The following is a 23,969-nucleotide window of genomic DNA, read 5'->3' as shown; positions in this document are numbered from 1 at the left end:
ACCACTCCGAGTATGGAAGGTGCCGACAGCAACCGAACGGAAGCGGGGTTCAAGGAACGAACCCGCGTCGCACGCGCTCGAGAGATACTTCATGAGGCCGTCTCAGACCTCGCAGGACCAGGGTCCGAGCGGATCGCCCTCGAACATGCGGACGGTCGGGTACTGGCCGAATCGATCACGGCGAGCCGGAACGTCCCCCACTACGACCGGGCAGCGATGGACGGCTACGCCGTTCGCGCACGGGACACCTTCGGGGCGAGCGCTCGCTCGCCGGAGGTCGTCCGGATCGCCGAGGACGACCCCGTCGAGCCCGGCACTGCGGTCCGGGTCCACACGGGCAGTGACCTTCCCGACGGCGCCGACGCCGTCGTGATGATCGAACACGTCACCGAACTCGAGACGACGGGCGAACTCGAGATCGGAGACGCCGTCGCGGAGGGCGAAAACGTCGCGCCGGCCGGCGAGGACGTCGAGGCCGGCACGGAGCTGTACGAGCCGGGCCACCGGCTCCGACCCTCCGACCTCGGCCTGTTGCGCTCGGTCGGACTCGAGCGCGTCGCCGTCGCCGAACGGCCCTCGGTCGGCGTGATTCCGACCGGCGAGGAACTCGTCGAGGCCGACCCCGATCCCGGCGAGGTGATCGAGACGAACGGACTTACCATCTCGCGGCTGGTCGAACGCTGGGGCGGCGACGCGACCTATCGCGACATCGTCACCGACGACCACGAGGCGCTTCGGGTCGCGATCCAGCGAGACCTGACGAACGATGTCGTCGTCACCACCGGCGGCTCCTCCGTGGGCGAACGGGACCTCCTGCCGGAGGTGATCGACGACCTCGGCGAGGTGCTCGTCCACGGCGTCGCGCTGAAGCCGGGCCACCCCGTCTGTCTCGGCCTCGTCGAGGAGACGCCCGTGCTCGCCTTGCCGGGCTATCCCGTCGCCTGTATCATCAACGCCGTCCAGTTCCTCCGGCCGACGCTTCGCTGGCTCGAGGGAACGACCCCCGAACCGCATCCGACGGTCCAGGCTCGCCTCGGACGCAAGATCCCGAGCGAACCCGGCACCCGGACGTTTGCCCGGGTCCGACTCGAGGACCGCGACGGCGACCGGGTGGCGATCCCGACCCGGGCCAGCGGCTCGGGCGTGCTCTCGAGCGTCGCACTCGCGGACGGCTGGGTGGTCGTCGAGGAGGATCGCGAGGGGATCCCCTCCGGCGAGACCGTCGCCGTTCAACGCTGGGAGTGACGGCGTCGGCGGACGCTGGCCCGGGGTCGTCGACGACGCATGCGAACCCCTATACCGACGAGTGCGAAACGGGGCGTATGGTCGACGAAGGAGAACGCGCACCCGACTTCACAGTACCTCGAGCGAGCGGACAGGCGTACAACGATGTCGAACCGTTCACGCTGTCTGCGGCGCTTGGCGATGGCCCGATCGTTCTCGCGTTCTACCCCGCCGCGTTCACGGGCGGCTGTACCGAAGAGATGTGTACGTTCCGCGATTCGATGGACGCGTTCGAGGACCTCGACGCCACGGTCTACGGCATAAGCGTCGACATGCCGTTCGCTCAAAACATCTGGTCGTGTCCCACACTCGTCTAGAGTCGTAACTGACTCCTGTGGAAACAGGGTCACCTCTGGTACCTACCCCGAAGTGACCCATGCACGCCACAATCGACGCGCAAGTCACGGTTAGCATCGACTTAGACAAAACGCTACCGCTTGCCACTCTCGCTGAATCTCTCACAGAGCTTCACCTCGAGGCGACGATCCTCGAGGAGCAAGTAGTTGCTACCGATCCGGCCACGCTCGAAGTCGTTCACTCCGAATGCTCGTTCTTTTCGACTTCGGTGACGATCACGTCCCAGTCAGGATGTTCGACCCCATTCCGACATTCGAATCCGCCTTCCACATCGATTCCACTCTCGTATGCCCTGCGAAGGAGTGCTTTCAGCTCCGCGTTCAATTCCTCCTTCGACGTAAGCAAGGCCTCCTCAGACGTCATCTTCCCTCGTCCCTTTCGTATTTCTCCGCTGTGAGTTCGTGTTCTGGTGTGATGGCGACCACACCGTAGCTGTGGACGGTTATCGTGTGCCCCTCGTGCGTGAACGTAACGTGGGTATCCCCGTTTATCCCGTTGCGAACGCGGACGAGCGCATCTAATTCGTCGGCGTCAACAGTGGAATGGAGCGGGTCGAGTTCTACAGGATCAGTATCCATTACGTCCGCCAGCGTTGCGACAACAGCCATGCTCGCTGGTGTCTTCTCCTGATCGAACTGGGTGCGAACAGTCCCAGATTCCTGAGCGTGCTCAACCGCTTCGACTCCAACCCCAGATATCGTTGTACCCATCTAGCCTGATTCTAGACGTCTGAGTCGGTTCAACTGGGCTACTGATAATACAGCAGATTTAAAGGGTGGGCTATCCGAACGGTCACGACGAACTGCTGAGTGTCGCTCCAATGAGGCGTCGATGTCCCCGACGGAGTCGTGACGATAGTGACTGCTGGGTGATACCGAGCTCGTCGGCAATCTCTTCGAGCGACGCCTCGCGTGGGGAGTCGAAGTAGCCCCGTTCGTAGGCTAGTACCAGCGCCTCGCGTTGGGTCTCGGTCAACTCGTAGCCCTCTCCCTGGATCGGAAGCATGGCGTGGACGGCGGTGATCGCTATCGGAATGTCGTTTTCCTGGCAGTACTCTCGAAACTCAGCGAGCGTCTCCTGACTCTCACCGCGTACCTCGAACCGCCATTCCTCTTTCGTTCCAATCCCGGAAAGCACGACGACGTTGGCCTTGGCAAGCGCACTCAGGATGCCGAAGTACTCTGATTCCCACTCGGCACGCATGAGATACTCGTCTTCGACGCTATCGACCACTCGAATGTTGCTCACGCCGGAATGTGCCTCGAACGCAGCTTCGATATCCTCCGTTTCTACATCGCGCACCCAGAAGTACGGGATAATCAGCGTCTCGTGTGGAATCAATCGCTCCAGTTCAACGGTCACACCCGGCAGATTCTCGAACACACTTCCCAGCGGAAACTCCGCTACCGGACTCGTAAACTCCATTACAGTCGCCATGCGGAAGCCTTCGTCTGGCAGACGAATAACCGGCATGGGTGGTGTACCATGGCTTCGAGACGAGTCAACGCACCGTTGCTGGCGGAGATGGTGTGCGCTGCGAGCGGGGATGTACCATCTGGCACCCGGATGGCCATGGTGCACCATGTCATCTCCTTTTGTGCAATCGGACAATCTAGTCTTACAAGCGAGTATGAGCGTGATAACGGAGGTTCGCATCCCATCCGATGATTTTGAACTCGGGCAAATCCTCAATCTAGAGCAAGCCTCGGCCATCGAACTGGAAACGCTCGTCCCGAGTGGGAACGTGACTGTGCCGCTCTTCTGGGTCTACGAACCGGTCGAAAACGACTTTCTCGAAGCCGTCGAACGCTATCCAACGGTCAACAGCGTCACAGAGGTGGACGTGTTCGACGACAGGACGCTAATCAGGATCGACTGGGATGCGAGCCAGGACCACCTTTTTCAGTGCATCTTGGAACACGACGGGCAGATACTGGGTGCGACTGGCTCGTCGGAAGGGTGGAATTTCGAGATACGGTTTTCAGACCGCGAGGCATTGAATCAGTGCCAGACCTGTTGTGAGGACGCGCACATCTCTCTGGAGCTAACCCGCATATATAATCCGACGGAACCTGAGGCCGGTCCGTGGTACGGCCTGAGTGAGCCCCAACGAGAAGCGTTGACGCTTGCCATTCGAAGGGGATACTACGACATTCCACGCGGCTGTACGACCGCGGAGTTAGCTGCCGAGCTCGGGATTTCCGATCAGGCAGTGACGGAGCGATTACGTCGTGCCATTGGTACGTTCGGGAGGTATGCACTTCTTACTCCCGAGTCAGCGGCGCACGTGGACTGACCGTCTCCTTTACACACCATGGGACAGAACCAGGCAGTTGGGCCTACACTAGGTGAGTATGGATGAGAGTCGAGAGCTGGGGACACGTGATATACAGTCAATTGATGAGCGTACCGGTTCTTCGGGGCGTGAGAGATCGATCTCCCCCGAGACGATTCTGTCGGCAGTAGCGAACGAACACCGACGCGCCACCCTTAACGCGTTGGACAACGCTTCTGAGAAGACACTGGAATACGATGCGCTCGTAGATCGCGTTGCAGACCGGGTTCGGAACGAAGACCCGAGACGGGAGTCAGACGAACACCAACAACGCGTCCGAATCGCACTTCACCATACTCATCTTCCAAAACTGGAGGAGGCTCGGATAATCGACTACGAGGCTGAAACGGGGCACGTCCGGTTTGTTGGCGGTGAACTGGAACAAGATCTCCTGACGTTGGTCGAGCCGTACGAGGCCTACGAGTGACAGAATATCGGATCGACTTCTCGCTGCTGGATACCGAATCTGTACCCCGGCTACCGATCGCCGTCCAATCGCAACTGAATCGCCCTGTCGTCGGCCGTTGTAGACGAGCCCCTCGGATTTCGGTCCGGCCACAGCCGTGAATGAGTACGGTGATCGAGACTTTGAGTCACTCATGCGCGAGCGCGAACGTCGCGTCCTCCAGAGTGAGGCAGGTCGCCGCCTCGTAGCCGAGTTTCTCGTGTTCGGGGGAGGTGTCGCCATCCTGCTGATGGTGTTCGTCGAACCAGCCCTCCGCTCCACGTTCCCGGCGATCTTCCCCAACCCAGCCGCCCCCAGCGGGTGCTCGGTAGCGCACGATTGCTCCCCACGACGCGCGTCGAGTGGGCCCAGGGAGTGGTCTGGCCGATGATCTGCGGCCCGTTCCTCTACTATCGGCTGTTCCACACCAGCCTGGGGAGAGCGGTCGCCGACGACGTCGTAGACTCTGCCGAGTAGGCCACCACCCGACTCTCGAGACGTCACTTGCCCCCGTGAGTTCTCCCTCCTGGCAGGATACATCGACAGTTCACTCCCCGAGAGCGTCAACTGAACGGCGCGTTCGTTTCAAGAGCGCGGGAATCGACGTCCAGACTGGACACCATGGACGTGACGAACACCGCAGAACCGACCGAGTGGGAGCACCCAGTTCAGGTCTCCACAGCCCTGCTCTCGGAGAGCGTCGAGAGCGAGTTCGACGGGAACGCCGTCCGTTCGGCAGCGGTCACCTTTCGGCCGGGAGAGCGAACGAAGTTCCACACGCACGCGGGCGTGCAGGTGCTGTACGTCATCGAGGGAGAGGGAATCGTCGCGACGCGTGACGAAGAACGGGCGGTGTCGAGCGGCGACCTGATCGTCTTCCCGCCCGGCGAAGAACACTGGCACGGGAACACGACGGACGCGACGGAACCGTTCACGCACGTCTACTTCCTCGCCGAACGGGGAGACGGTGAGCTGACGGTTCTCGAGGAGCCGTAAGCCGGCGAGCGAGCGGTCGATAGAGTCGTGGCAAGCAGTCACCAGTAGCCGAGAGACACGCGCTTTTCAGGAGCCCGTGCAGCGACGACGAGCAGAACTGTCGGCGGGAGAGCGCGATCGCCGGCTACGCGGGTTCGTCGACGGTGTCAGTCTCGATCGGTTCGACGTTGTCGACCTCGATCGAGTCGACCTCGAACAGGAGCTCCGCGTCGGACCAGTTCTCGAACGGCGTTTCGCGCCAGACGATCGCGTCGGCGTCTCCCTCGAGCAGTTCCTCACGGCGCGCGATCACCGCATCGACCACCTGGTCGGGCACGTTCGGGCCGAACGCCGAGATGTCGGAGACGCCGTCGGCCATCCCCGGAAACGTCACGCCGGCCTCCCAGTCGCCGGCGCGAACGGCTTCGATTCGGTCGAGGTACAGGACGTCCCAGTTCCAGACCGGCGACGTGAGATAGTTCTCGCCACCGAACGTGGACATATCGGTGTTGAAACCGGAGCCCCAGACGTCGTTCTCGTTCGCCGTCTCGACGACGGCTGGCGAGTCCTGGTGCTGGGCCAGTACGTCGACGTTCTCGTCGTCGACGAGTGCCTGTGCAGTCTCGCGCTCGAGTGCCGGATCGAACCACTCGTTCGTCCAGCGCAGGTGGACCGTCGCGTCCGGGGTGACGTCTCGAACGCCCGCGGCGAAACCGTTGATGTCCTGGAGGACGGTCGAGACCGGGTTCGAAGCGACGTACCCGATCTCGTCGGTTTCGGTCACGAGCCCGGCCGCGTGGCCGACGAGGTACCGTGCCTGATAGATCTTGCCGTAGTAGGCGCCGAGATTGTCGGCCGTATACGTGCCGGAGGCGACCTCGAACGCGACGTCGGGAGACGTCTCAGAGGCGCGTTCTATCGGCGCGGTGAAGTCGGAGGTCGTCCCGAAGACGACGTCGAAGCCGTCGGCCGCGAATCGACGGGCGATGCCCTCGACGTCTGCCGGATCGACGTTTTCGACGTACTCCGCCTCGAGGACCTCTCCCAGCTCGTCGACAGCCCCTCGCAGGCCTCGATGATGCGCGTCCGTCCAGCCGAGGTCGTCCGTCCGTCCGTCGTATATCCAGGCTGCACTGACGTCGTCGCCGAGACCGTCGTCGAGATGCCCGACCGCGGTCGATACTACGGTCCCACCGACTGCGCCGAGGAATCGTCGTCGCGACGAGTTCCAGGTTCGCGCACTGTATGAGTTCCCCGTCACACTCTCGACGACACCGGCGAAATGGGTAAACCCCGGACTTGAATACCCGCTCATCGGCCGGCCAAGCAACTGTTGTTCCGACGAGGTGGCGACGATCGATATAGATCGGTACCGGACCGCCGAACCACTTCCGGACAAATCGAGAGGGCAGTCAACGCCGGCAGCGGGCCGCGAGAAACCGGCGGATACTGATGACAAAACCCGCTCGGAGTTTTGCCCGTCGGTCTGAACGGGCGAGGCGCGCTCGCGACCACAGTTGTTCATGATGAATCATTAGGTTTATGACGATCGATGCCATTGGAGTTGGTACCGACATGACGACCACAGTCACCCTCGGTGTGATCGGCTCGGACGCCCACGTCGTCGGCATCACGATCTTAGAACAGGCCCTCGAGGCGAGCGGGTTCGACGTCGTGAACCTGGGCGTCCAGACTTCCCAGGAGGAGTTTCTCGAGGCCGCAGGCGAACACGACGCCGAGGCGATCCTCGTCTCCTCGCTCTACGGTCACGCCAAACAGGACTGTGAGGGCTTTCACGAGAAACTCGCCGCGACCGATCTCGACGTCGTCACCTACATCGGCGGCAACCTCGCGGTCGGACAGGACGACTTCGAAGAGACCGAACGGTTCTTCCGCGAACTCGGGTTCGACCGGGTCTTCGACTCCGAAACCGATCCTGAAGAGGCCGTTGCCGCCCTCCGGACCGACCTCGACGTTCGCTCGAGCGAGGACGAACGCGAGCGCGCCTACGCCGACGCGTAAGCTGCCCTACACTTTTTGTCCGTATCGGTCGTACCGACGTCCGGATGAGCGAGCTCACCTTTCACGGCGTCGACATCGGACTCCTCGAGGGCGGCGAGGACCTCGTCGGGCTGATACTGGAGGCGACGGGTAGCGGCGAGCACCCCACGCTCCAGGACGGCGACGTCCTCGTCGTCGCCTCGAAGGTCGTCTCGCTCGCGGAGGGCCGATACGTCGGCCTCGAGTCGGTGCCGGTCTCTCCGCGGGCCGAGCGGATCGCCGACCGGACCGGGATCGATCCGCGCGAAGTCGAGTTGATTCTGCGGGAGTCGGACGTGGTCGGCTCGATCCCCGTCGACGAGATCGGCCGCGAGTTGCTCGCCGAGTACGCTGCAAGCGCCGAGGGGGCCGAGGGCGCACTCGAGACGCTCCCGTCGTTGCTCGTGACGGTGCGAAACGGACGGCTCTGTACGAACGCGGGGATCGACATGTCGAACTCGCCGGCAGGGACCGCGACCTTGCTCCCGGACGATCCGGACGCGAGCGCGCGCCGAATTCGCGAGGCGATCCGTGACCGCGCAGACGTCGACGTGGCGGTGATCCTCTCGGATTCGGAGGTGAGCTACCGCGGCGGCAGCGTCGACGTCGCGATCGGCTGTGCCGGCATCGATCCCGTCGATCACAACTTCGGCGCGACCGACCTCTTCGGCGAGCCGAAGCTGGGCGGGGTCGATCTGGTCGCCGACGAGCTCGCCGCCGGCGCGGCCCTGCTCGCCGGCCAGACCGACGAACGTATGCCCGTGGTCGTCGCCCGCGACCTCGAGTACGAAGACGGCGGCGGGATCGGCGGCGAGGCCTCGCTGGTCCGGGAGGGACTTCTCGCGACGGTCAGACAGTCGGTCGCGGTGAAGCTGGCCGAGAAGCTGCCACTACCGTGATCGGTGCCGACGTCGGCGGCCGGCAGTCATACGGACCGTTGTCCGTCTGTCCCGGCGCAACCGCGACCGTTCTGTGGGTGCACCGGGACGTCGGTACAGCAATCCGTATCAGCGAACGATCGTCACCGGGACGGGCGCACGTCTGGCGACGTCCTCGGCGACGCTTCCTAACAGGATTCGGGAGACGCCCGAGCGACCGTGGCTGCCGACGAAGACGCGATCGATTGGGTGTTCCTCGACGTATTCGACGATCTCGCGTGTCGGTTGCCCAACGGTGGTCTCGGTCGCGATCGAGACGCCACGTTCGGCCGCATGCTCCCGGACGTCCTCGAGGAGCTCTTCGGCGGTCTCCTGTTGCTCCTCGAGAAAGGCGTCCGCGCCGAACTGCGCGGCTTCCCCGTAGCCGACGTCGTACGGGCTGATCACGCACAACGCGGTGAACTCGGCGTCCGGATGCTCCGAGACGGCGAGTTCGAAGGCGGCCCGTGCGGGCTCTGAGTCGTCGACTGCGACGAGCGCGTGCATAGTCTTCGTTCGAGGAGGAAGACCGTAAAACCGACGAGCCCTCCTGACGACACTGGGGTATTATGTCGTCTGGTGTGGTGAGGGTAGTCCGCATGCCAGTTGAACACCTCGCACGGAGCGACGTTGTCACAGCGATGACGGACGACTCGGTTCAGGACCTCGCAACGATGATGGACGACGAGAGCGTCGGAAGTGTCGTAATCTCCGATGGCGACGAACCCGTCGGAATCGTAACCGACCGCGACCTCGCGATGCATGTGATCGCGGCGGGTGAGAGCCCGGACGGCATGACCGCCGAGGACGTGATGTCGACGGACCTGTGCACGATCGACCACGACGGCGGCTTCTACGAGGCCACCGAGCTGATGAGCGAGCACGGGATTCGCCGGCTCCCGGTGACCGACGACGACGGCGGACTGGCCGGTATCATCACGGCCGACGACCTGCACGAACTGCTCGCCGACGAACACCAGGAACTCGCAGGCGTCGTCCAGGCACAGCGACCGCCGTACTAAGGGCGCGACCCGGACCCGACCGGGCATCCCGAACGAAGGGTCCGAGTTCCGCTGCCAGCCTCGTCGGCGGTCACGGCGTCTCACCCCGCAACCGAACGATCGCAAGCGCGAGCGCTAACAGTATCACCGCATAGACCGCCGCTTCGATCCCGTCGTCCGTCGGCAACGTCCCGTCGAAGATGGCGCTCTCGAACAGCGCGTACGGCCGCACGAGCGGGAGGTAGTCGTCGATCCAGGTATCGACGGGGAAGGCCTCGGTCGCGAGGAACGCGTCGAGGTCCACGAGAAAGACGAGCACGAGCGAGCCCTCGAGTTCGCGCCCGATCAGGCCGCCGATAATCACGCCCAGCAGGCCGTAGGTGACGGCGGCGACGACCAGCGCGGCGATCGCTCGCCCCGACGAGGCTGGCTCGATGTCCGACCGCAGGAGGAACGTGCCGAAGGAGACGAGCGCGACGACGACGCCGACGAGGACGATCGCCAGGATGCGGGCCAGGAGCACCTCCCAGCGCCGGTACCCACAGATCTCCAGCCTGCGGTCCGGCCCCGTTGCACCGACGACCTGGAACACGCCGACCAGGCCGGCGAGGAAGGCGGCCGCGAACATCGTGCCGCCGAGTTCTCCCACGGCCGCTGGCGCGTCGATTCCGGGGACCCCGACGAAGGCGTCCAGCGCGAGATCGTATGCGACGATCACGACGGGTGGAAACAAGACGAGCAACAGCGCGTTCGTCGGCTCCCGGAGGAACGACCGGATCGCGGCGACGGTCGCGGCCCACTGACGCGCCGCGACGTCTCTCATAGGCCGCCCTCGCTCTCGCTGCCGACCAGCTCGACCTCCTCGGCTTCCTCCCGATGCAGGCGTCCGTCCCGGAGCTCGTAGATCGCGTCGAACCGATCGGGGTTCTCGACGAAGTGACTGATGATCGCAATCGCCGTTCCCTCGGCCGCGAGCGTCTCGGCCAGTTCCCAGAACGCGAGGTACGTGTTCCAGTCGAACCCCGTGTAGGGTTCATCGAGCAAGAGCACGTCGGGCTCGTGTAACAGCGCCACGCTGAGATTCACTTTCTGACGATTCCCGCCGCTGAGTCGATCGATCCGGGTGTCGAGGTACTCCTCGAAACCGAGCCGGTCGGCCAGCCACTCGAGGCGGGCCCGGCTTCGCTCGCGGTCGAGGCCGTATCCTCGACCGAACAGTCGGATCGTCTCCCGGACTGTCAGCCGGTCGTACAACAGCGTCTCCTGGGGACACCAGCCGATCGTCCCCCGGCGATCGACCGCGCCCGCATCCTTGTCCAATGCGCCGACGAGGATCTGCATCAGCGTCGACTTTCCCGAGCCGTTCCCGCCGACGATCCCGAGCAGTTCGCCCTCGTGAATCGACAGCGAGGCTCCGTCGAGGACTTCTACCGACGGCGAGAACGGGAGCCACGAGTCGTAGGTCTTCTCGAGATCCGTCGCCTCGAGTACGACCGACGGTTCGCTGTCCCGTTTCGATTCGGGCTCGCTCGCCATATGCAGTACAGTTCACGGAGCACCATAACGGCTTCACGCGGGACCGTGAACTATGGGCAATATCGCGGTGGTTGCGTTCCTCCAGATTGGGTTGGAGAACTGTCATCTCCGTGTCACGCGGATCGCGGTTTCGGTCACTGGCGTGCGGTGTACGCGATGGCTGCAATAGCGACGGCGAGCCCGAGGTAGCCGACTGCCCAGTTCGCGTGGCCGATCGCCACGTCGCTCGCGAAGGCGGCACTAAGCGCGAGTTCCATCGCGTGGTGACCTGGCAGCCACGACGCCCAGCTGGGCGGGTCGGCCAGCGGGAACTGGAGGACGAAGATGTCGATCAACGGCGCGAACAGCATGAGATATACGCCCGCCATCCGCCCGAGGAAGGTACCGGCGACGGCCCCAATCGCGCCGTAGACGCCCGCGGCCAGCACGAGCGCGAGGACGAACCAGCCCGGGTGTTCGGGAACGAAATGGATCGCGAGAGTCGCGGTCGAGACGGCGACCACGACGGCCACGACCGCCGAGAGTACCCCGAAGCGGGCGGCGAGCACCTCGAGTCGACGGAAGCCGACCACGAGCAAGCGGGCGTCGACCGACCAGCTGCGCTGGACGAGAAAGAGCGCGCTGATTCCGGCCACGAGCGCGCCCGTCACGGGAGCGACGACCGCGCCCATCAGTTCATCGAACGTGGGTTCGACGACCTCGGTGCCGCCGGATGCGGCCACTTCGAGCAGGAGTTCCTCGTCGGGGACGATCGCCACCCAGACGCCGACGAAGTAGGCCGGGAGGATGATCAACAGACCGACGAGAACGGGATCGCGGAGAACGTCCCGCCCGCCGATCAGGGTCGTGATCTCGGTTCGTCCCAGATTTTCCCGGTGGCGGTTCCACAGGACGAGAAAGCTCGGGAGGACGAAGACGCTCCCGAGAAACGCGTACGCGATCGTCAGCGCGATGATCACGGCGAACTGCTCGAGTACCGCCAGGATCGAGAACACGAGCATCCCGAACCCGAGGGCGGTTGTCCCGGCGCTGCCGAACAGCGCCCCGCCGGTGCCCGTGACGCTCCGGTAGAGGGCGTCCTGTAGTGACTCCTCGCGCTTCCGTTCGATCATGAACCGCTCGGTCATGTGGATGTTGTAGGCGACCCCGAGCCCGATCGTCAGGCTCGTGATCGTCCCGGTCACGATGTTGAACGGAATCGACAGCAGGTGCATCGTCCCGAGAATCCAGGTCACCGAGAGGACGATCGGAGAGAGCGTGATCGCACCGAGCGAGGCACTCCCGTACCGCCACCGGTAGGCGACCATGAGAACGAGAAAGACCCCAGCCATGCTCACCAGCAGGCTCTCGAACACCGCCTGGAAGACGTCGTCCTCGATGGCGCCGAAGACGATCGGCTGCCCGGTCGCCGTCGCCTCGAGCCCGTCGCCGTCCATCACGAATTCTAGTGTTTCTCCATCCTCAGCTATCTGGTCGGTATCTGCCTCACCGTGGACCGAGACGAGTATCAGGAGTCCCTCGTACTCGCGGTCGTCTCCCTCCTCAGTCCAGTCGAGGACCTCGGCAGCGCGGTCCTCGTCCGCCTCGACGAACTCGTCGTAGACCTCCTCGAGGTCGTCGTCGGGAATGCCGTCGTCGGTCGTATCGGCATCGGTGAACGTCTCATAGAACGTCTCGTTCTCTGCGGCGACGGCCGCCATCTCCGACAGCGGGCTGGTAACGTGTGGGTCGTTGTTCGGGAGCGTGTGCGTCGTCTCGAGCTCGTCCGCCAGCACTTCCGTTTCGTAGACACGTTCTAACGTGTCGTTCTGGGTCACGTTCCCGTCGACGACCACGTGCGTGCGTTGGTCAAGCCGGAAGAACCGTTCGTCGACGTACGAGAGGCTCTCGCAGGTCTCGTACTCGCCGACCGCCATGGGTTCGGGCAACTCCTGGGTCCACTCCGGCGGATCCTCGGCGATGAAGTCCTCGTCGTCGAAGGTCGTATCGATCTGGGCCGCGCCGACGACTCCGCCCGCCGTAAGGAATACCGCGAGGATGACGATCAGCCACGGACTCTGGTCGGACGCCCTTTGTCCGAGCGCCAACACCCCTGAGAGTCGACCGCCACCGGTGCCAAACGCCGACTTCCGTCGATCGATCCCGCGACGCTCGAGCACAGCGTCGAGTTCGACTTTCACCGCCGGGACGAGCGCACCGAAGATCGCGAACGCGGAGACGATGCCGAACGCGCTCGCGACGCCGAACTCCTGGATCGGCTCGATCGGGTTGACGACGTTCGCGAGAAACCCGATCGCGGCGGTCGTGGTGACCCAGACGAACGCGATGCCGAGCACGACGAGTACGACACTCATCGCCCCACTGGGTGTGCGTTCGTCCGCACCCGTCGCACGCTCGCGCTGTTCCCGGTGGCGCATGAACACGTGAATCGAGTAATCGATCGACAGCCCGATGAGGAGGACCGGCACCACGATCATGACCTGGTTGAATGCGATTCCGGCCCAGCCCATGAACCCGAACGTCCAGACGAGAACGAGGCCGATTCCGGCCATACCGAGAAGAATATCGAGCAGGTCGCGGTAGGCAATCGCCAACACGATGACGACGAACAGTGCCGCGAGTGGCATGACGAGCCCGAGGCTGTCTTCGATCGACCGGTCGGTCTCGTCGGCCAGGATGCCACCCCCGAACACGAGGGCGTCGTCGCCGAAACGCTCGTCGGCGAGCTCGGCCAGGGCGATCTGTCGATCGACGATCTCGTCGTCTGCGTCGAAGGCGACCGCTTCCGGCTCTTCGGTCTGCTGGCTCACGAACAGCATCCTGGCGTCCGTCGTCGTCGATCCCGGATGGAAGTCGTCGGGAACGAACAGGAACAGCTCCCGCTGGGCGTCCTCGTCGAGGAGGTCTTCGACCACGTCGTCGACCTCGGACTGGGTCATCGACTCGAGTTCGTCGATCTGCTCTTCGAGCGTCAGCTCGATGTCCGGTATCTCCTCCTCGGCCCGCTCCTCTAAGTCGTCGGCCCACTGCTCTACCGTCTCGATCCTGTCGGCGAAGACCTCGTCTTCGACGTCCTCGAAGATTTCCTCGAGGTCGTCCGACAGTTCGTCGGTCCGCTGTTCGAACTCGGCTTCGGAGACCGGGTCGAACTGCGCGCGGAACCCGACCTCGATCAGTTCGCTCTCGACCTCGCGGGTTTCCTCGAGTAGCTCCGCAAAGGCCGCGTACTCCTCGTCAGTCAGCGTTTCGCGAGCCTCCTCGTCGATGGCAGCGAACTCGCTTTCGAGACGTTCGCGCTCGGCCTCGTAAGTCTCCTCGTCGATCTCATCGAACTCGAAGGCCAGTTCGTTCTCCACGTAGGCCTCCTGGAGGTCGCGGGTCTCGGTTATCAGTTCGACCGCCCGTTCGGAGCGCTCCTCGAGGGCGGCGCGCTCGGCCTCGATTGCGGCGATCGTCTCGGCGAAGACCTCGGTCTCGACGGCCTCGTAGATTCCCTCGAGTTGCGCGCCGAGTTCGGCCGCGCGCTGTTGGTACTCCGCCTCGTCTATCTGTCCGCGTTCGAACTGGACGCCGACCCAGAACAGTTCGCTCTCGACCTCGCGGGTTTCCTCGAGCAGTCCCGCGAACACCGCGTACTCCTCGTCGCTCAGCGTCTCGCGGGCCTCGGCGTCGATGGCCGCGAACTCGCCCTCGAGGCGCTCGCGCTCGGCCTCGTAGGTCGTCGCATCGATCTGGCCGGTCTCGAAGGCCAGTTCGTTCTCCTCGTAGGTCTCCTGGAGGTCGCGCGTCTCGGTTATCAGTTCGACCGCTCGCTCGGAGCGCTCCTCGAGGGCGGTGCGCTCGGCCTCGATGGCGGCGATCGCATCGGCGAAGACCTCGGTTTCGACGGCCTCGTAGATCCCCTCGAGCTGTGCGCCGAGTTCGGCCGTGCGCCGCTGGAACTCCGCCTCGGAGATGCCGTCGAACTCGTAGCTGACGCCGAGACGGAACAGCTCGCCCTGGATCTCGGTCGCTTCGACGAGCAGCTCCTCGAACGCCTCGTACTCGTCGTCGTCGAGGACGTCCTGGGCCCGACGTTCGATCTCCTCGGCTTCCTCTTCGAGGCGGTCGCGTTCGAACTCGTAGACTGCCTCGTCGATCCGATCGAGTTCGTAGGCGAGTTCGTTCTCCTCGTAGGCCTCCTGCAGTTCGAGCGACTCGTCGAGTAATCCGACGGTCGTCTCCACGTCGGCCTCGAGTTCTTCGGATTCGTTCTCCAGGTCCTCGAATTGCTCTTCGACGAACTCGGCTTCGTCCTCCTGGACGGACGCGGTCGCGACGATCTCGGACAGACCCTGGAACGGATCCTCGTCGACGAGACTCTCGTTTACGGTCTCGTTCTTTCGGAGATCCTGCCGAAAGGCGAGCGTCTCGAGCAGCGACTCCCGCGAGAGGGCGTCGTCGTCGCGGACGACGATCTGTGTCGCCGTCTCGTTTGCTTCGACGCCGAATCGTTCCTGGGCCTCGTCGTACTCCTCTGCCTCCTCGAGGTCGGCCTCGAACTGCTCGAGTGAGGCCTCTTCGTCGAGGAGGACCGTTCCGCTTCCGAGTACGAGCGAGAACACGACCATTACGGCGATCACCGCTTTGCTCCACCCGGTGATCACAGTGACGAGACGGTCGCCCGTGCGCTGAGATTCCGGATCGTCTCGTCGAGACCGGTTCATGGGAGAGTCGTATCGAAAGCGAGTCGCGAGACGAGGCCCTCGGGTTTTCGCCCGGCGGTCAACAGGTGGATCGTTGCGTCCGGACGACGTCTGCGCGGAGCTCGTTCAGAGCGTCGGCCGCGACGATTCCGATCGGCTCGGTACCGTCGCTTCGCTCGAGGTGCGCGGCCCACGTGACCGGGTCACTCCACCGCCGAGGCTCATAAGCGCCCCCCGTTTGTTCCCCACCGGGACGGTCAGGAAGACCGAGGGAAACGCTCCGAGCACGAGGCGTCGTCGAAAACGGTGCCGTCACCCGAGGATGCCGTCGTCGTCGTCATCCTCGTCGTCGACATCGTTGTCATCGTCGTCGTCATCGACGTCGTCCTCGTCGTCGACATCGTTGTCATCGTCATCGAACGTAACGTCAACCTCGAGCATGTCCCATTCGTAGTCCCAGAACGACGGCGAATCGCCCATCGTTCCTCGATCACCGGGGTCCGGATCCACGCCGTTTTCGATCATCATGAGTACCAGTCTGCCCGCCGGTTCGCCGGCCTCGACGAGCGCCGAATACACTTCCCAGTCGTCGTGGTCGTCGAATACGTCCTCGTCGTCGTCGTACTCCTCGAGAAACTCGACCCGGTTTCGCTCCTCGAAATCCGTCAAGATGACGAACTCTTCGTTCGGGTAGTAATGGCTCGCCTTGAGGACGACGTCCTGGGTCTCCTGGGCCACAGCGCCGCCTGCACCGGCCGAAACGCCGACACCGGCCGCGAGCGCGGCAGCCGCAGCCGCCTCCCGGTTTTTGGAGTCGGTCGGTTCGTCCATGTGGTCTTCATCCGGTGTCATGGCTAGAGGTCGACCTCCGTTTCGACCAGATTCTGTTCGGGATTTCGAAACGAGCCAATCTCGTCCATCGTGCCCGAGTCGCCGGGTTCGACGTCCGGATCGTCGTTGTCGATGTCGATCAGCATGTGTGCCAGCTCACCTTCGCTCTCGCCGATGTCGATCCGGATCACGTACACCTCCCAGTCGTCCGGATCGCCGAACTCCGCTTCGTCTTCGTCGAACTGCTCCATGAAGTTGTCTCGCGTTCCCGTCCCGAGCTGGGTCAGGATGTCGAAATCGACGTCGGGATAGTAATCGCTTCCCTGTAAGACGGCGACTTCCTCGTCGGCCGTGGCGACGGTGGCGGTCGCTCCGGCACCGACCGTGAGCGCGGTGGCTGCGAGCGCCCCTCTCTTGATGAACGCTCGCCTCGAGTCGCCTCCTGAACGATGATCGTTGTCTGTCATGTCTCTCGTAGCGTGTGTCTGTCTGTCTGTCTGTCCGTTCGTCTCGCCTACCCATCTCTTCGCGACGTCTTGCCGGCAGTATCACGTCTCTGACGCGTACCGATTCGCTGTGAATCCGTGTCTCCGAACGAACGGACCCCAGCTGTGGACGTAAACCCCCACAGACAGTTCTGAACGGGGTGGACTCGACAGAGGTTCCACAAATGAACGGCCGGTAATAACCTCGACCGGACTCTCGGTTCACTACTGAACGTTCGTAACTATCGGCCGCGAACGCCCTGCGGACCTGTCGGTGTTTCGGGTCCACACCAGGACTCACCCGCGCGTCGAGCTGTCGAGATTCTCCTCGGCGAGGAGCGTGCGCTCGATCAGACTCGAGGTGGCCCGGCGGAGCCGTTTCGACAGCGCGCTGTCGCTTACGTCCTCTTTCGCCGCGAGGTCGGCGAGCTGGCACTCGCGTGGCGTCTCGTAGTAGCCGCTGTGATAGGCCAGCAACAGCGTCTCCCGATGGTTCGGCGGGAGCGAGGAGTGCTCGCAATCGACGTCGCCGGGTTCTCGTTGAACCGTCGAACTGGAGAGTCGGCGCAGCGTAACGGGAACCCCGTTGTTCGTGACGGCCATGTTGAACTCAGAGAGCGACACGTGCGAGTCGAAAAGCAGGTGGAACTCCCAGTGTTCGGCCGTCCCTCTGGCGGTGAGGATCCGTCCTTCGGCATCGAGAAGCGGTTGTACGATCCCATCGAGTTCGTCGGTCCACTCGAGTTCGAACAGGGCGCCCTCGCCGGCGGTCGCGAGCCGCTCGACGACTTCGATATCGTCGGTCTCACGCAAGGTCGTCACGGCCGCGTCCGGTTCGACACCGCTTATCCAGACGAGTGGGAGGTTCGTCTCTCGATCACTCTGTAGCGGCACTACGGGCTCGAACTCGACGACTGCGTCGGGAAACGCCTGGAACAGGCTGCCGAGAGCGAACGTGTCGGTCGGGACCGTGACGTCGGCGGTTAACACCATGGTAGCAGTCGTCCGCGAGCCGGCTAGGAGCCGAGTCTGTCACCCTAGGCGCGTCTCTGTTGGGGTTCACCCGCGACACAGCGAGCGCTGTGATTCGTTCACTCCACGCACCGTTAACTGTTGGTATCGGACACGGCACCGACAGAAACGGCGAGTGACATCCGACCGTGGCCGTCGCAGCGACCGTCTTCAGCGAGCGTGTCGAACGCGACACGCGTAGACACGGCGGCAAACCGTCAAACGTTACTGCACTCGCCCGGAGACCGTCTCGGCTACGAGCTCGTACCACTGAAGTTCGAGTTCGCTCGCGTCGACGTCGATGTCGCCGGCGACCTCGTGGAACCAGGATTCTGTCTCCTCGCCGATTTCGTCCTCCTCGAGCGCGACGAGTTCGCCGCTCAGGACGACGCTCGTCCAGTCGTCGGGTGCGTCGTGTTCGTAGACGGTGAGACAGACCTCGTCGGTTGCGTCGACGAACTCGCGTTTTCTGCTCTCGGGGGCGAACCCGAGATCGAGGATCGCCCGCTCGCCGTCGGCGTCGTAGGCGAACGCGATCGGGATGCCGTAGGCCCGACTCTCGCGTGCGAGACAGAGTACGCCGGTTCCCTGCTCGTTCAGGAACGTCTCGACGTCGTCAACCGCCATTCGTCGTCCGTACCAGGGATCAGACATTGTGGGCACCACGCCTATCTATGTCTCCGTTGATATTTATAATCGGAGGGGGCGTTGCGTCTCGCGTGATAGCCTCGACGGCCAGCCCGCCACGACGTACGTCCGGCAGTATTACGTTCTCTCCGCCCGTGACGCCCGAAAAATGATACGTCTCCTGGCATTCCGGTCGTCCGTCGACGTGACCGACGTGGGCGCGGTCGCGGCTACGTCCGTGATCGATGCCGTTTCGCTGTCGGTCCTCACGGCCGCGGGCGTCGTCGCGGTCGCGATGCTGATGGGCGTCTCCGCCTTTTTCTCGTCGTCTGAGATTGCGATGTTCGCGCTTCCGAAACACCGTCTCGACGTTTTCCTCGAGGAGGACGTCCCGAACGCCGCCGTCGCGAAGGGCCTGCTCGAGGATCCACACCGATTGCTCGTGACGATCCTGGTGGGTAACAACGTCGCTAACGTCGCTATGTCGAGTCTGACGACGGCCCTGCTGGGCTTTTACGTCTCCCAGGGCCAGGCCGTTCTCATTACGACGGTTGGGGTTACGGCGCTGGTGTTGCTGTTCTGTGAGAGCGCCCCGAAGTCTTACGCCGTCGAGAACACCGAGTCCTGGGCGATGCGGGTCGCCCGTCCGTTGCAACTCTCCGAGTACGTCTTCTACCCGTTCGTCGTCGTCTTCGACGTCCTCACTCGCGCGATCAACAAACTCGTCGGTGCAGGCACCCGGATCGAGTCGGCCTACGTCACCCGTTCCGAGCTCCAGGAGCTGATCGAGGCCGGCCAACGGGCGGGCGCGATCGAGGCCGACGAACGCGAGCGGCTCCAGCGCATCTTCCGGTTCTCCGAGACCCACGTCGACGAGATCATGGTCCCCCGGCCGGACGTCTACGCGGTCGAACTCGGTGAGAGCCTCGAGGACGCCATCCAGACGTGTGCCTACAGCGGCCACACGCACCTGCCGGTCTACGAGGACAGTTTCGACACCGTCGTCGGCACCGTCAACGTCTGTGAACTCGTCCGCGAGCGCCACTACGGGGAACGCGATCCGACCGAGCGATCGCTCGAGGACGTCCTCGAACCTGTGGTTCACGTCCCCGAGACGATGCCAGCAGACGAGGTGCTCGCGGAGCTCCAGGGGAGCCAGGCCCACGTCGCGGTCGTCGTCGACGAGTTCGGCACGACCGAGGGGATCGTCACGACCGAGGACCCGACCGAGGTGGTCGTCGGCGAGATCCTCCAGCCGCTCGAGCAAGCGCCAATCGAGATCATCGGCGACCGAACCGCGACGATCCAGGGTGAGGTATCCATCGGCGACGTCAACGAGACGCTCGACCTCGAGCTTCCGGAGACGACGTGGTACGATACGATCGCTGGCTTCGTACTCGCCCGGATCGGTCGACGTGCCAGGGAAGGCGACCGGGTCGAACACGACGGCATCAGCGTCGTCGTCGAGCACGTCACGGGAACCCGGATCGAGAGCGTCAGGCTCGTCGCCGAGGAACCGTTTACGTTCGACGAGGACGAGATTATCGACTGACGCGCTCGAGTCGAACCCGCGCCCCACCCTCGAGGCTGGAAAGCGGGGAGACGTCCTCGAGTCGCGCGACGACGGTTACCGGCGACGCCGCGTGCGGCTCCTCGCCCTCGCTGGCCGGCGTCTCCCCCCAGAACAGACAGAGCGCGTTGCCGGCGGGCCAGTAGGCGACCGCACCTTCGGGGACGCGTTCGCGGGCGTTCTCGGCGGGGACGTCGACCGGAATCTCGAAATACAGCTCGTCGCCCCAGCGGGTCGCCTCACCCTCGAGGGGGAGTGCGTCCTCGAGTGCGGCCCGCGTGTCGGCTGTCCCGTCGGTCCAGCTCGCCTCGAGGTCGCGACCGTCGACGGTCACGTGCAGATCCGCCATACTCGACCCGACGGACGGAACCTACTTTTCGTCGTCGGCTGCGAGGTGACGTTCTCGGGCGTCGACCGCCGAGCGGTGGCCCCACTGTCGTCACGTCCAGCTGGCGGTCGGCTCGTCGGTCGTGACCGCGTGTCGACGTACCGGTTGCGGGCCATCCGCCCGAGATCGAACGCCGAGTCGCCGGTTACCGCCACGAGTGCGACGGTCCTCTTACCAGTGAAAAATATTTGGCCCGGCGTCTCGGCGGGCGTGGAGGGTGCTAGCCGTTCGCGGAGCGGTGCGGTCCCGAAATCGTTTTCAATCGTTCCCGCGGACACTCGGTATGCCGACGGAACCGGACACTGAGTACGACCCCTCGCTGGGGAACAAGTTCATTTTCGTCACCGGCGGGGTGATGTCGGGACTCGGCAAGGGAATCACGGCCGCGAGCACCGGTCGACTCCTGAAAAACGCCGGGTTCGACGTGACCGCGGTAAAGATCGACCCCTACCTCAACGTCGATGCGGGGACGATGAACCCTTACCAACACGGCGAGGTCTACGTCTTAGAAGACGGCGGCGAGGTCGACCTCGACCTGGGGAACTACGAACGGTTCCTCGACATCGACATGACCTCGGACCACAACATTACGACGGGGAAGACCTATCAGCACGTCATCGAGAAAGAGCGTGCGGGCGATTATCTGGGAAAGACGGTCCAGATCATCCCACACATCACCGACGACATCAAACGGCGCATCCGCGAGGCCGCCGAGGGCACTGACGTCTGTCTCGTCGAGGTCGGCGGCACCGTCGGCGACATCGAAGGGATGCCCTACCTCGAGGCCTTGCGTCAGTTCGCCCACGAAGAAGACGAGGAGGACATCCTGTTCGTCCACGTCACGCTGGTGCCGTACTCGAAAAACGGCGAACAGAAGACCAAACCGACCCAGCACAGCGTCAAGGAGGTGCGTTCGATCGGCCTCCAGCCCGACGTCATCGTCGGCCGCTGTGAGGACCGCCTCGAGCCGAAGACCAAAGAGAAGATCGCGCTGTTCTGTGACATCCCCACCGAGGCGGTGTTCTCGAACCCCGACGTCGAGGACGTCTATCACGTCCCGCTGATGGTCGAAGACGAGGGGTTAGACCAGTACGTCCTCAAGCACTTCGGGCTCGACGACGACGCCCTGCCGGAGGGTGAGCGATCGAACGAGTGGCGCGAGATCGTCACCACGGCGAAAGACGACGAGGTCGACGTCGCGCTCGTCGGCAAGTACGACTTAGAGGACGCGTACATGTCGATCCACGAGTCGTTGAAACACGCTGGCTTCGAGGTCGGAGCCGACGTCAACGTCCACTGGGTGGCCGCCGACGAGATGGCCGACAGCTACGACGACCAGCTCGAGGCCGTCGACGCGGTCATCGTCCCCGGCGGCTTCGGGATGCGTGGCTCGGAAGGGAAGATCCGGGCGGTCCAGTACGCCCGCGAGAACGAGATTCCGTTCCTCGGGCTCTGTCTCGGCTTCCAGATGGCCGTCGTCGAGTACGCCCGCAACGTGCTCGGGCTCGAGGACGCTCACTCAGCGGAGATGGACGAGGAGACGCCCCACCCCGTCATCGACATCCTGCCCGAACAGTACGAGGTCGAGAACCTGGGCGGAACGATGCGACTCGGCGAGCACACGACGGTGATCGAGCCCCAGACGCTCGCGTACGACCTCTACGAGGATACGTCCTGTACGGAGCGTCATCGACACCGCTACGAGGTCAACCCCGAGTACTTCGATCACTTCGAGGACGAACCGCTCGTGTTCTCCGGGACGGCCGGAAACCGGATGGAGATCCTCGAACTCGAGACCCACCCCTACTTCCTGGGGACGCAGTTTCACCCCGAGTACACGTCCCGGCCCGGACAGCCGAGTCCGCCGTTTCTGGGATTGGTCGAAGCTGCCCTCGCACACGACGGCGGGACTGTCACGGACCCGGAGACCGAATCGGACACTGAAACGGAGGTTACTCACTGATGGTAGAGACAGAGACGTTCGTACCAGACGCAATTGAAGAGATCGACGACGAAATCGGCGACGCAAATGCGGTCATCGCCCTCTCGGGCGGGGTCGACTCCTCGGTCGCCGCCGCACTGGCCTACGAGGCCGTCGGCGACCAGCTCACCCCGGTCTACGTCGACACCGGCCTGATGCGCAAAGGCGAGACCGAACAGATCGAAGAGACGTTTTCCTACATGGACTCGCTGCGGATCGTCGACGCCAGAGAGCGATTCCTCGAGGCCCTCTCTGGCGTCACCGATCCCGAGGAGAAACGCGCGGTCATCGGCGAGCAGTTCATCCGGGAGTTCGAACGCGAGGCCCGCGATGCGGACGCCGACTACCTCGTGCAGGGGACGATCTACCCCGACCGCATCGAGAGCGAAGGGGGCATCAAGTCCCATCACAATGTCGGCGGTCTGCCCGAGGTCGTCGACTTCGAGGACATCGTCGAGCCCGTCCGCGACCTCTACAAAGACGAGGTCCGGGAAGTCGCGCGTCACCTCGGCCTCGAGGAGGTCGTCGCCGAGCGGATGCCGTTCCCCGGCCCCGGACTCGCCGTGCGCGTGATCGGCGAGGTCACCGAGGAGAAACTCGCGGTCGCCCGCGAGGCCTGTCACGTCGTCGAAGAGGAACTCGAGGAGTACGACCCGTGGCAGGCGCTCGCTGCGGTGATCGGCAAGGCGACGGGCGTCAAAGGCGACAACCGCGTCCACGGCTGGGTCGTTTCCGTCCGGTCGGTCGACTCCCGAGACGGGATGACCGCCCAGGCCCAGCAGATCGACTGGGAAACCCTCCAGCGCATCCAGTCTCGGATCACCGGCGAGAACGACGACGTCGCCCGGGTCGTCTACGACGTCACGCACAAACCACCTGCGACCATCGAGTACGAGTGATGCAGGCGATTGTCGCTGGCCCCGACGACGACATCGGCGACGCCCTCGAGGATGCGGGCGTCGACGTCACTCGGGTCGACTCGGACGCCCACCTCACGCGACCCGACCTGGAGGACGCCGGCATCGTCGAGGCCGATCTGTACGTGCTGACCGACGTCGCCCAGGCGACGACGATCCCGATCGCGGTCGACGTAAACGACGACCTCCGGACGGTCGTCTACGCGACTGATTCGGTCCCCGAGTTCGTCAGGGGACAGCTCGATCTCGCGATCGACCCGCGACTCGTCGCAGCCGACGTGGTCGCCGACGAGCTCGTCGACTAACTGAATACCGGCGACGTGAACGGTTTCTCCCCGAATTTCACTCTCGTAAACTGGCATTAAACTCGCGGAAATCCGGGCTAAGGGTCCTATACCGTCGCCCCCGTTCAAGTACCATTGGATCCAATACTGGATTGGAGGTCGACGGGCGACGACGAACCCAACCCCCACCCCACCCCCACCACTTCGTCGACCCGCGACTTCCAGCACCCCCACCACACCTTCCCCCACCATCACCTAGGGCATGATCGTGGCTTTTCCTGTCTGCCGGCGGGCCGCGCT

25 protein-coding genes and 2 pseudogenes are annotated in these 23,969 nt (G+C 63.9%); 13 read left to right on the top strand and 14 right to left on the bottom strand.

What is annotated here, in order from left to right; all coding sequences use genetic code 11:
- The first annotated feature begins 12 nt into the window (after nucleotides 1-12).
- From QQ977_RS07145 to QQ977_RS07135, 3 genes and pseudogenes are all read left to right on the top strand, one after another.
- Entirely contained in the window at nucleotides 13-1,245 is a 1,233-nt protein-coding gene (locus QQ977_RS07145) for a molybdopterin molybdotransferase MoeA (RefSeq protein ID WP_285928446.1), read from the top strand.
- Nucleotides 1,246-1,322: 77 nt separating this feature from the next.
- A pseudogene (locus tag QQ977_RS07140) lies at nucleotides 1,323-1,574 on the top strand (redoxin domain-containing protein); the annotation flags it as partial.
- Between the two features lie 86 nt (nucleotides 1,575-1,660).
- A pseudogene (locus QQ977_RS07135) lies at nucleotides 1,661-1,828 on the top strand (ISH6 family transposase); the annotation flags it as partial.
- Here QQ977_RS07135 and QQ977_RS07130 read toward each other — a convergent pair.
- The 3 genes from QQ977_RS07130 to QQ977_RS07120 all read right to left on the bottom strand — a co-directional run bounded on the left by QQ977_RS07130 (nucleotide 1,819) and on the right by QQ977_RS07120 (nucleotide 3,078).
- Nucleotides 1,819-2,004, bottom strand: coding sequence for a hypothetical protein (locus tag QQ977_RS07130; protein WP_285928445.1), 186 nt, complete (start codon nucleotides 2,002-2,004; stop codon nucleotides 1,819-1,821). The pseudogene QQ977_RS07135 and the gene QQ977_RS07130 overlap by 10 nt on opposite strands.
- On the bottom strand, nucleotides 2,001-2,249 hold the full coding sequence (locus QQ977_RS07125; RefSeq protein ID WP_430540845.1) for a HalOD1 output domain-containing protein: 249 nt from the start codon (nucleotides 2,247-2,249) through the stop codon (nucleotides 2,001-2,003). Before QQ977_RS07125 ends, QQ977_RS07130 begins: the two co-directional genes overlap by 4 nt.
- Nucleotides 2,250-2,433: 184 nt before the next feature.
- Complete coding sequence (locus QQ977_RS07120) at nucleotides 2,434-3,078, bottom strand: helix-turn-helix domain-containing protein (RefSeq protein ID WP_285928443.1); 645 nt, start codon at nucleotides 3,076-3,078, stop codon at nucleotides 2,434-2,436.
- A 193-nt stretch (nucleotides 3,079-3,271) separates the two neighbouring features.
- Here QQ977_RS07120 and QQ977_RS07115 point away from each other — a divergent pair, with 193 nt between their 5' ends.
- A complete protein-coding gene (locus QQ977_RS07115) occupies nucleotides 3,272-3,937 on the top strand; it encodes a helix-turn-helix domain-containing protein (RefSeq protein ID WP_285928441.1) in 666 nt (221 codons plus the stop codon).
- Between the two features lie 58 nt (nucleotides 3,938-3,995).
- Complete coding sequence (locus tag QQ977_RS07110) at nucleotides 3,996-4,403, top strand: DUF7344 domain-containing protein (protein ID WP_285928439.1); 408 nt, start codon at nucleotides 3,996-3,998, stop codon at nucleotides 4,401-4,403.
- Between the two features lie 166 nt (nucleotides 4,404-4,569).
- On the opposite strand, the gene QQ977_RS07105 is transcribed toward QQ977_RS07110, so the two are convergent.
- Complete coding sequence (locus QQ977_RS07105; protein WP_285928438.1) at nucleotides 4,570-4,758, bottom strand: hypothetical protein; 189 nt, start codon at nucleotides 4,756-4,758, stop codon at nucleotides 4,570-4,572.
- Nucleotides 4,759-5,042: 284 nt separating this feature from the next.
- On the opposite strand from QQ977_RS07105, the gene QQ977_RS07100 reads away from it, so the two are divergent.
- Complete coding sequence (locus QQ977_RS07100) at nucleotides 5,043-5,417, top strand: cupin domain-containing protein (RefSeq protein WP_285928437.1); 375 nt, start codon at nucleotides 5,043-5,045, stop codon at nucleotides 5,415-5,417.
- 124 nt (nucleotides 5,418-5,541) lie between these two features.
- Here the strand turns inward: QQ977_RS07100 and QQ977_RS07095 are convergent, their stop codons facing one another.
- Nucleotides 5,542-6,657, bottom strand: coding sequence for a BMP family ABC transporter substrate-binding protein (locus tag QQ977_RS07095; protein ID WP_285928436.1), 1,116 nt, complete (start codon nucleotides 6,655-6,657; stop codon nucleotides 5,542-5,544).
- Nucleotides 6,658-6,971: 314 nt separating this feature from the next.
- Here QQ977_RS07095 and glmS point away from each other — a divergent pair, with 314 nt between their 5' ends.
- On the top strand, nucleotides 6,972-7,418 hold the full coding sequence (gene glmS / locus QQ977_RS07090) for a methylaspartate mutase subunit S (RefSeq protein WP_285928435.1): 447 nt from the start codon (nucleotides 6,972-6,974) through the stop codon (nucleotides 7,416-7,418).
- A 44-nt stretch (nucleotides 7,419-7,462) separates the two neighbouring features.
- Nucleotides 7,463-8,335, top strand: a complete 873-nt coding sequence (locus QQ977_RS07085; protein WP_285928434.1) for a coenzyme F420-0:L-glutamate ligase — start codon at nucleotides 7,463-7,465, stop codon at nucleotides 8,333-8,335.
- Nucleotides 8,336-8,443: 108 nt separating this feature from the next.
- Here QQ977_RS07085 and QQ977_RS07080 read toward each other — a convergent pair whose 3' ends face one another.
- Entirely contained in the window at nucleotides 8,444-8,860 is a 417-nt protein-coding gene (locus QQ977_RS07080; RefSeq protein ID WP_285928433.1) for a universal stress protein, read from the bottom strand.
- Nucleotides 8,861-8,952: 92 nt separating this feature from the next.
- Between QQ977_RS07080 and QQ977_RS07075 the strand changes: the two genes are divergently transcribed.
- A complete protein-coding gene (locus QQ977_RS07075; protein ID WP_285928432.1) occupies nucleotides 8,953-9,375 on the top strand; it encodes a CBS domain-containing protein in 423 nt (140 codons plus the stop codon).
- A 70-nt stretch (nucleotides 9,376-9,445) separates the two neighbouring features.
- On the opposite strand, the gene QQ977_RS07070 is transcribed toward QQ977_RS07075, so the two are convergent.
- The 7 genes from QQ977_RS07070 to QQ977_RS07040 all read right to left on the bottom strand — a co-directional run bounded on the left by QQ977_RS07070 (nucleotide 9,446) and on the right by QQ977_RS07040 (nucleotide 18,529).
- Nucleotides 9,446-10,177 carry a hypothetical protein gene (locus QQ977_RS07070; protein WP_285928431.1) on the bottom strand — a complete coding sequence of 244 codons (732 nt, stop codon included), beginning with the start codon at nucleotides 10,175-10,177 and terminating at the stop codon, nucleotides 9,446-9,448.
- Nucleotides 10,174-10,890 (bottom strand): ABC transporter ATP-binding protein, encoded by a 717-nt coding sequence (locus tag QQ977_RS07065; RefSeq protein WP_285928430.1) that lies wholly within the window; start codon nucleotides 10,888-10,890, stop codon nucleotides 10,174-10,176. Before QQ977_RS07065 ends, QQ977_RS07070 begins: the two co-directional genes overlap by 4 nt.
- A 134-nt stretch (nucleotides 10,891-11,024) precedes the next feature.
- The gene (locus tag QQ977_RS07060) at nucleotides 11,025-15,500 is read right to left on the bottom strand and encodes an MMPL family transporter (RefSeq protein ID WP_285928429.1); all 4,476 of its coding nucleotides are present in this window, start codon (nucleotides 15,498-15,500) and stop codon (nucleotides 11,025-11,027) included.
- A gap of 387 nt (nucleotides 15,501-15,887) precedes the next feature.
- A complete protein-coding gene (locus QQ977_RS07055) occupies nucleotides 15,888-16,427 on the bottom strand; it encodes a calcium-binding protein (RefSeq protein WP_285928428.1) in 540 nt (179 codons plus the stop codon).
- 2 nt (nucleotides 16,428-16,429) lie between these two features.
- Nucleotides 16,430-16,873 (bottom strand): calcium-binding protein, encoded by a 444-nt coding sequence (locus QQ977_RS07050; RefSeq protein ID WP_285928427.1) that lies wholly within the window; start codon nucleotides 16,871-16,873, stop codon nucleotides 16,430-16,432.
- A 315-nt stretch (nucleotides 16,874-17,188) separates the two neighbouring features.
- Complete coding sequence (locus QQ977_RS07045) at nucleotides 17,189-17,884, bottom strand: helix-turn-helix domain-containing protein (RefSeq protein ID WP_285928426.1); 696 nt, start codon at nucleotides 17,882-17,884, stop codon at nucleotides 17,189-17,191.
- 243 nt (nucleotides 17,885-18,127) lie between these two features.
- Nucleotides 18,128-18,529, bottom strand: a complete 402-nt coding sequence (locus QQ977_RS07040; RefSeq protein ID WP_285928425.1) for a pyridoxamine 5'-phosphate oxidase family protein — start codon at nucleotides 18,527-18,529, stop codon at nucleotides 18,128-18,130.
- 205 nt (nucleotides 18,530-18,734) lie between these two features.
- Between QQ977_RS07040 and QQ977_RS07035 the strand changes: the two genes are divergently transcribed.
- The gene (locus QQ977_RS07035) at nucleotides 18,735-20,081 is read left to right on the top strand and encodes a hemolysin family protein (RefSeq protein ID WP_285928424.1); all 1,347 of its coding nucleotides are present in this window, start codon (nucleotides 18,735-18,737) and stop codon (nucleotides 20,079-20,081) included.
- On the opposite strand, the gene QQ977_RS07030 is transcribed toward QQ977_RS07035, so the two are convergent.
- The gene (locus QQ977_RS07030; protein ID WP_285928423.1) at nucleotides 20,071-20,448 is read right to left on the bottom strand and encodes a cyclophilin-like fold protein; all 378 of its coding nucleotides are present in this window, start codon (nucleotides 20,446-20,448) and stop codon (nucleotides 20,071-20,073) included. The two genes, QQ977_RS07035 and QQ977_RS07030, sit on opposite strands and share 11 nt — an antisense overlap.
- Before the next feature lie 322 nt (nucleotides 20,449-20,770).
- Between QQ977_RS07030 and pyrG the strand changes: the two genes are divergently transcribed.
- The 3 genes from pyrG to QQ977_RS07015 are packed head-to-tail and all read left to right on the top strand — an operon-like array spanning nucleotide 20,771 to nucleotide 23,690.
- Nucleotides 20,771-22,450 carry a glutamine hydrolyzing CTP synthase gene (gene pyrG, locus QQ977_RS07025; RefSeq protein WP_285928422.1) on the top strand — a complete coding sequence of 560 codons (1,680 nt, stop codon included), beginning with the start codon at nucleotides 20,771-20,773 and terminating at the stop codon, nucleotides 22,448-22,450.
- Entirely contained in the window at nucleotides 22,450-23,367 is a 918-nt protein-coding gene (guaA, locus tag QQ977_RS07020) for a glutamine-hydrolyzing GMP synthase (RefSeq protein WP_285928421.1), read from the top strand. Before pyrG ends, guaA begins: the two co-directional genes overlap by 1 nt.
- Complete coding sequence (locus QQ977_RS07015) at nucleotides 23,367-23,690, top strand: DUF7126 family protein (protein WP_285928420.1); 324 nt, start codon at nucleotides 23,367-23,369, stop codon at nucleotides 23,688-23,690. Before guaA ends, QQ977_RS07015 begins: the two co-directional genes overlap by 1 nt.
- Nucleotides 23,691-23,969 lie beyond the last annotated feature (279 nt).

This window comes from Natrialbaceae archaeon AArc-T1-2, from assembly GCF_030273315.1.
Taxonomy (GTDB): domain Archaea; phylum Halobacteriota; class Halobacteria; order Halobacteriales; family Natrialbaceae; genus Tc-Br11-E2g1.
This window is presented reverse-complemented; position numbering and strand designations above follow the sequence as displayed.

Coding starts and splice junctions, on each gene's coding strand:
- pyrG (WP_285928422.1), top strand. CDS start 20,771: ATGCCGACGGAACCGGACACTGAGTACGACCCCTCGCTGGGGAACAAG.
- QQ977_RS07060 (WP_285928429.1), bottom strand. CDS start 15,500: ATGGTCGTGTTCTCGCTCGTACTCGGAAGCGGAACGGTCCTCCTCGAC.
- QQ977_RS07045 (WP_285928426.1), bottom strand. CDS start 17,884: ATGGTGTTAACCGCCGACGTCACGGTCCCGACCGACACGTTCGCTCTC.
- QQ977_RS07145 (WP_285928446.1), top strand. CDS start 13: ATGGAAGGTGCCGACAGCAACCGAACGGAAGCGGGGTTCAAGGAACGA.
- QQ977_RS07030 (WP_285928423.1), bottom strand. CDS start 20,448: ATGGCGGATCTGCACGTGACCGTCGACGGTCGCGACCTCGAGGCGAGC.
- guaA (WP_285928421.1), top strand. CDS start 22,450: ATGGTAGAGACAGAGACGTTCGTACCAGACGCAATTGAAGAGATCGAC.
- QQ977_RS07130 (WP_285928445.1), bottom strand. CDS start 2,004: ATGACGTCTGAGGAGGCCTTGCTTACGTCGAAGGAGGAATTGAACGCG.
- QQ977_RS07125 (WP_430540845.1), bottom strand. CDS start 2,249: ATGGCTGTTGTCGCAACGCTGGCGGACGTAATGGATACTGATCCTGTA.
- QQ977_RS07120 (WP_285928443.1), bottom strand. CDS start 3,078: ATGGCGACTGTAATGGAGTTTACGAGTCCGGTAGCGGAGTTTCCGCTG.
- QQ977_RS07065 (WP_285928430.1), bottom strand. CDS start 10,890: ATGGCGAGCGAGCCCGAATCGAAACGGGACAGCGAACCGTCGGTCGTA.
- QQ977_RS07100 (WP_285928437.1), top strand. CDS start 5,043: ATGGACGTGACGAACACCGCAGAACCGACCGAGTGGGAGCACCCAGTT.
- QQ977_RS07115 (WP_285928441.1), top strand. CDS start 3,272: ATGAGCGTGATAACGGAGGTTCGCATCCCATCCGATGATTTTGAACTC.
- QQ977_RS07075 (WP_285928432.1), top strand. CDS start 8,953: ATGCCAGTTGAACACCTCGCACGGAGCGACGTTGTCACAGCGATGACG.
- QQ977_RS07015 (WP_285928420.1), top strand. CDS start 23,367: ATGCAGGCGATTGTCGCTGGCCCCGACGACGACATCGGCGACGCCCTC.
- QQ977_RS07110 (WP_285928439.1), top strand. CDS start 3,996: ATGGATGAGAGTCGAGAGCTGGGGACACGTGATATACAGTCAATTGAT.
- QQ977_RS07055 (WP_285928428.1), bottom strand. CDS start 16,427: ATGACACCGGATGAAGACCACATGGACGAACCGACCGACTCCAAAAAC.
- QQ977_RS07040 (WP_285928425.1), bottom strand. CDS start 18,529: ATGGCGGTTGACGACGTCGAGACGTTCCTGAACGAGCAGGGAACCGGC.
- QQ977_RS07070 (WP_285928431.1), bottom strand. CDS start 10,177: ATGAGAGACGTCGCGGCGCGTCAGTGGGCCGCGACCGTCGCCGCGATC.
- glmS (WP_285928435.1), top strand. CDS start 6,972: ATGACGACCACAGTCACCCTCGGTGTGATCGGCTCGGACGCCCACGTC.
- QQ977_RS07050 (WP_285928427.1), bottom strand. CDS start 16,873: ATGACAGACAACGATCATCGTTCAGGAGGCGACTCGAGGCGAGCGTTC.
- QQ977_RS07085 (WP_285928434.1), top strand. CDS start 7,463: ATGAGCGAGCTCACCTTTCACGGCGTCGACATCGGACTCCTCGAGGGC.
- QQ977_RS07080 (WP_285928433.1), bottom strand. CDS start 8,860: ATGCACGCGCTCGTCGCAGTCGACGACTCAGAGCCCGCACGGGCCGCC.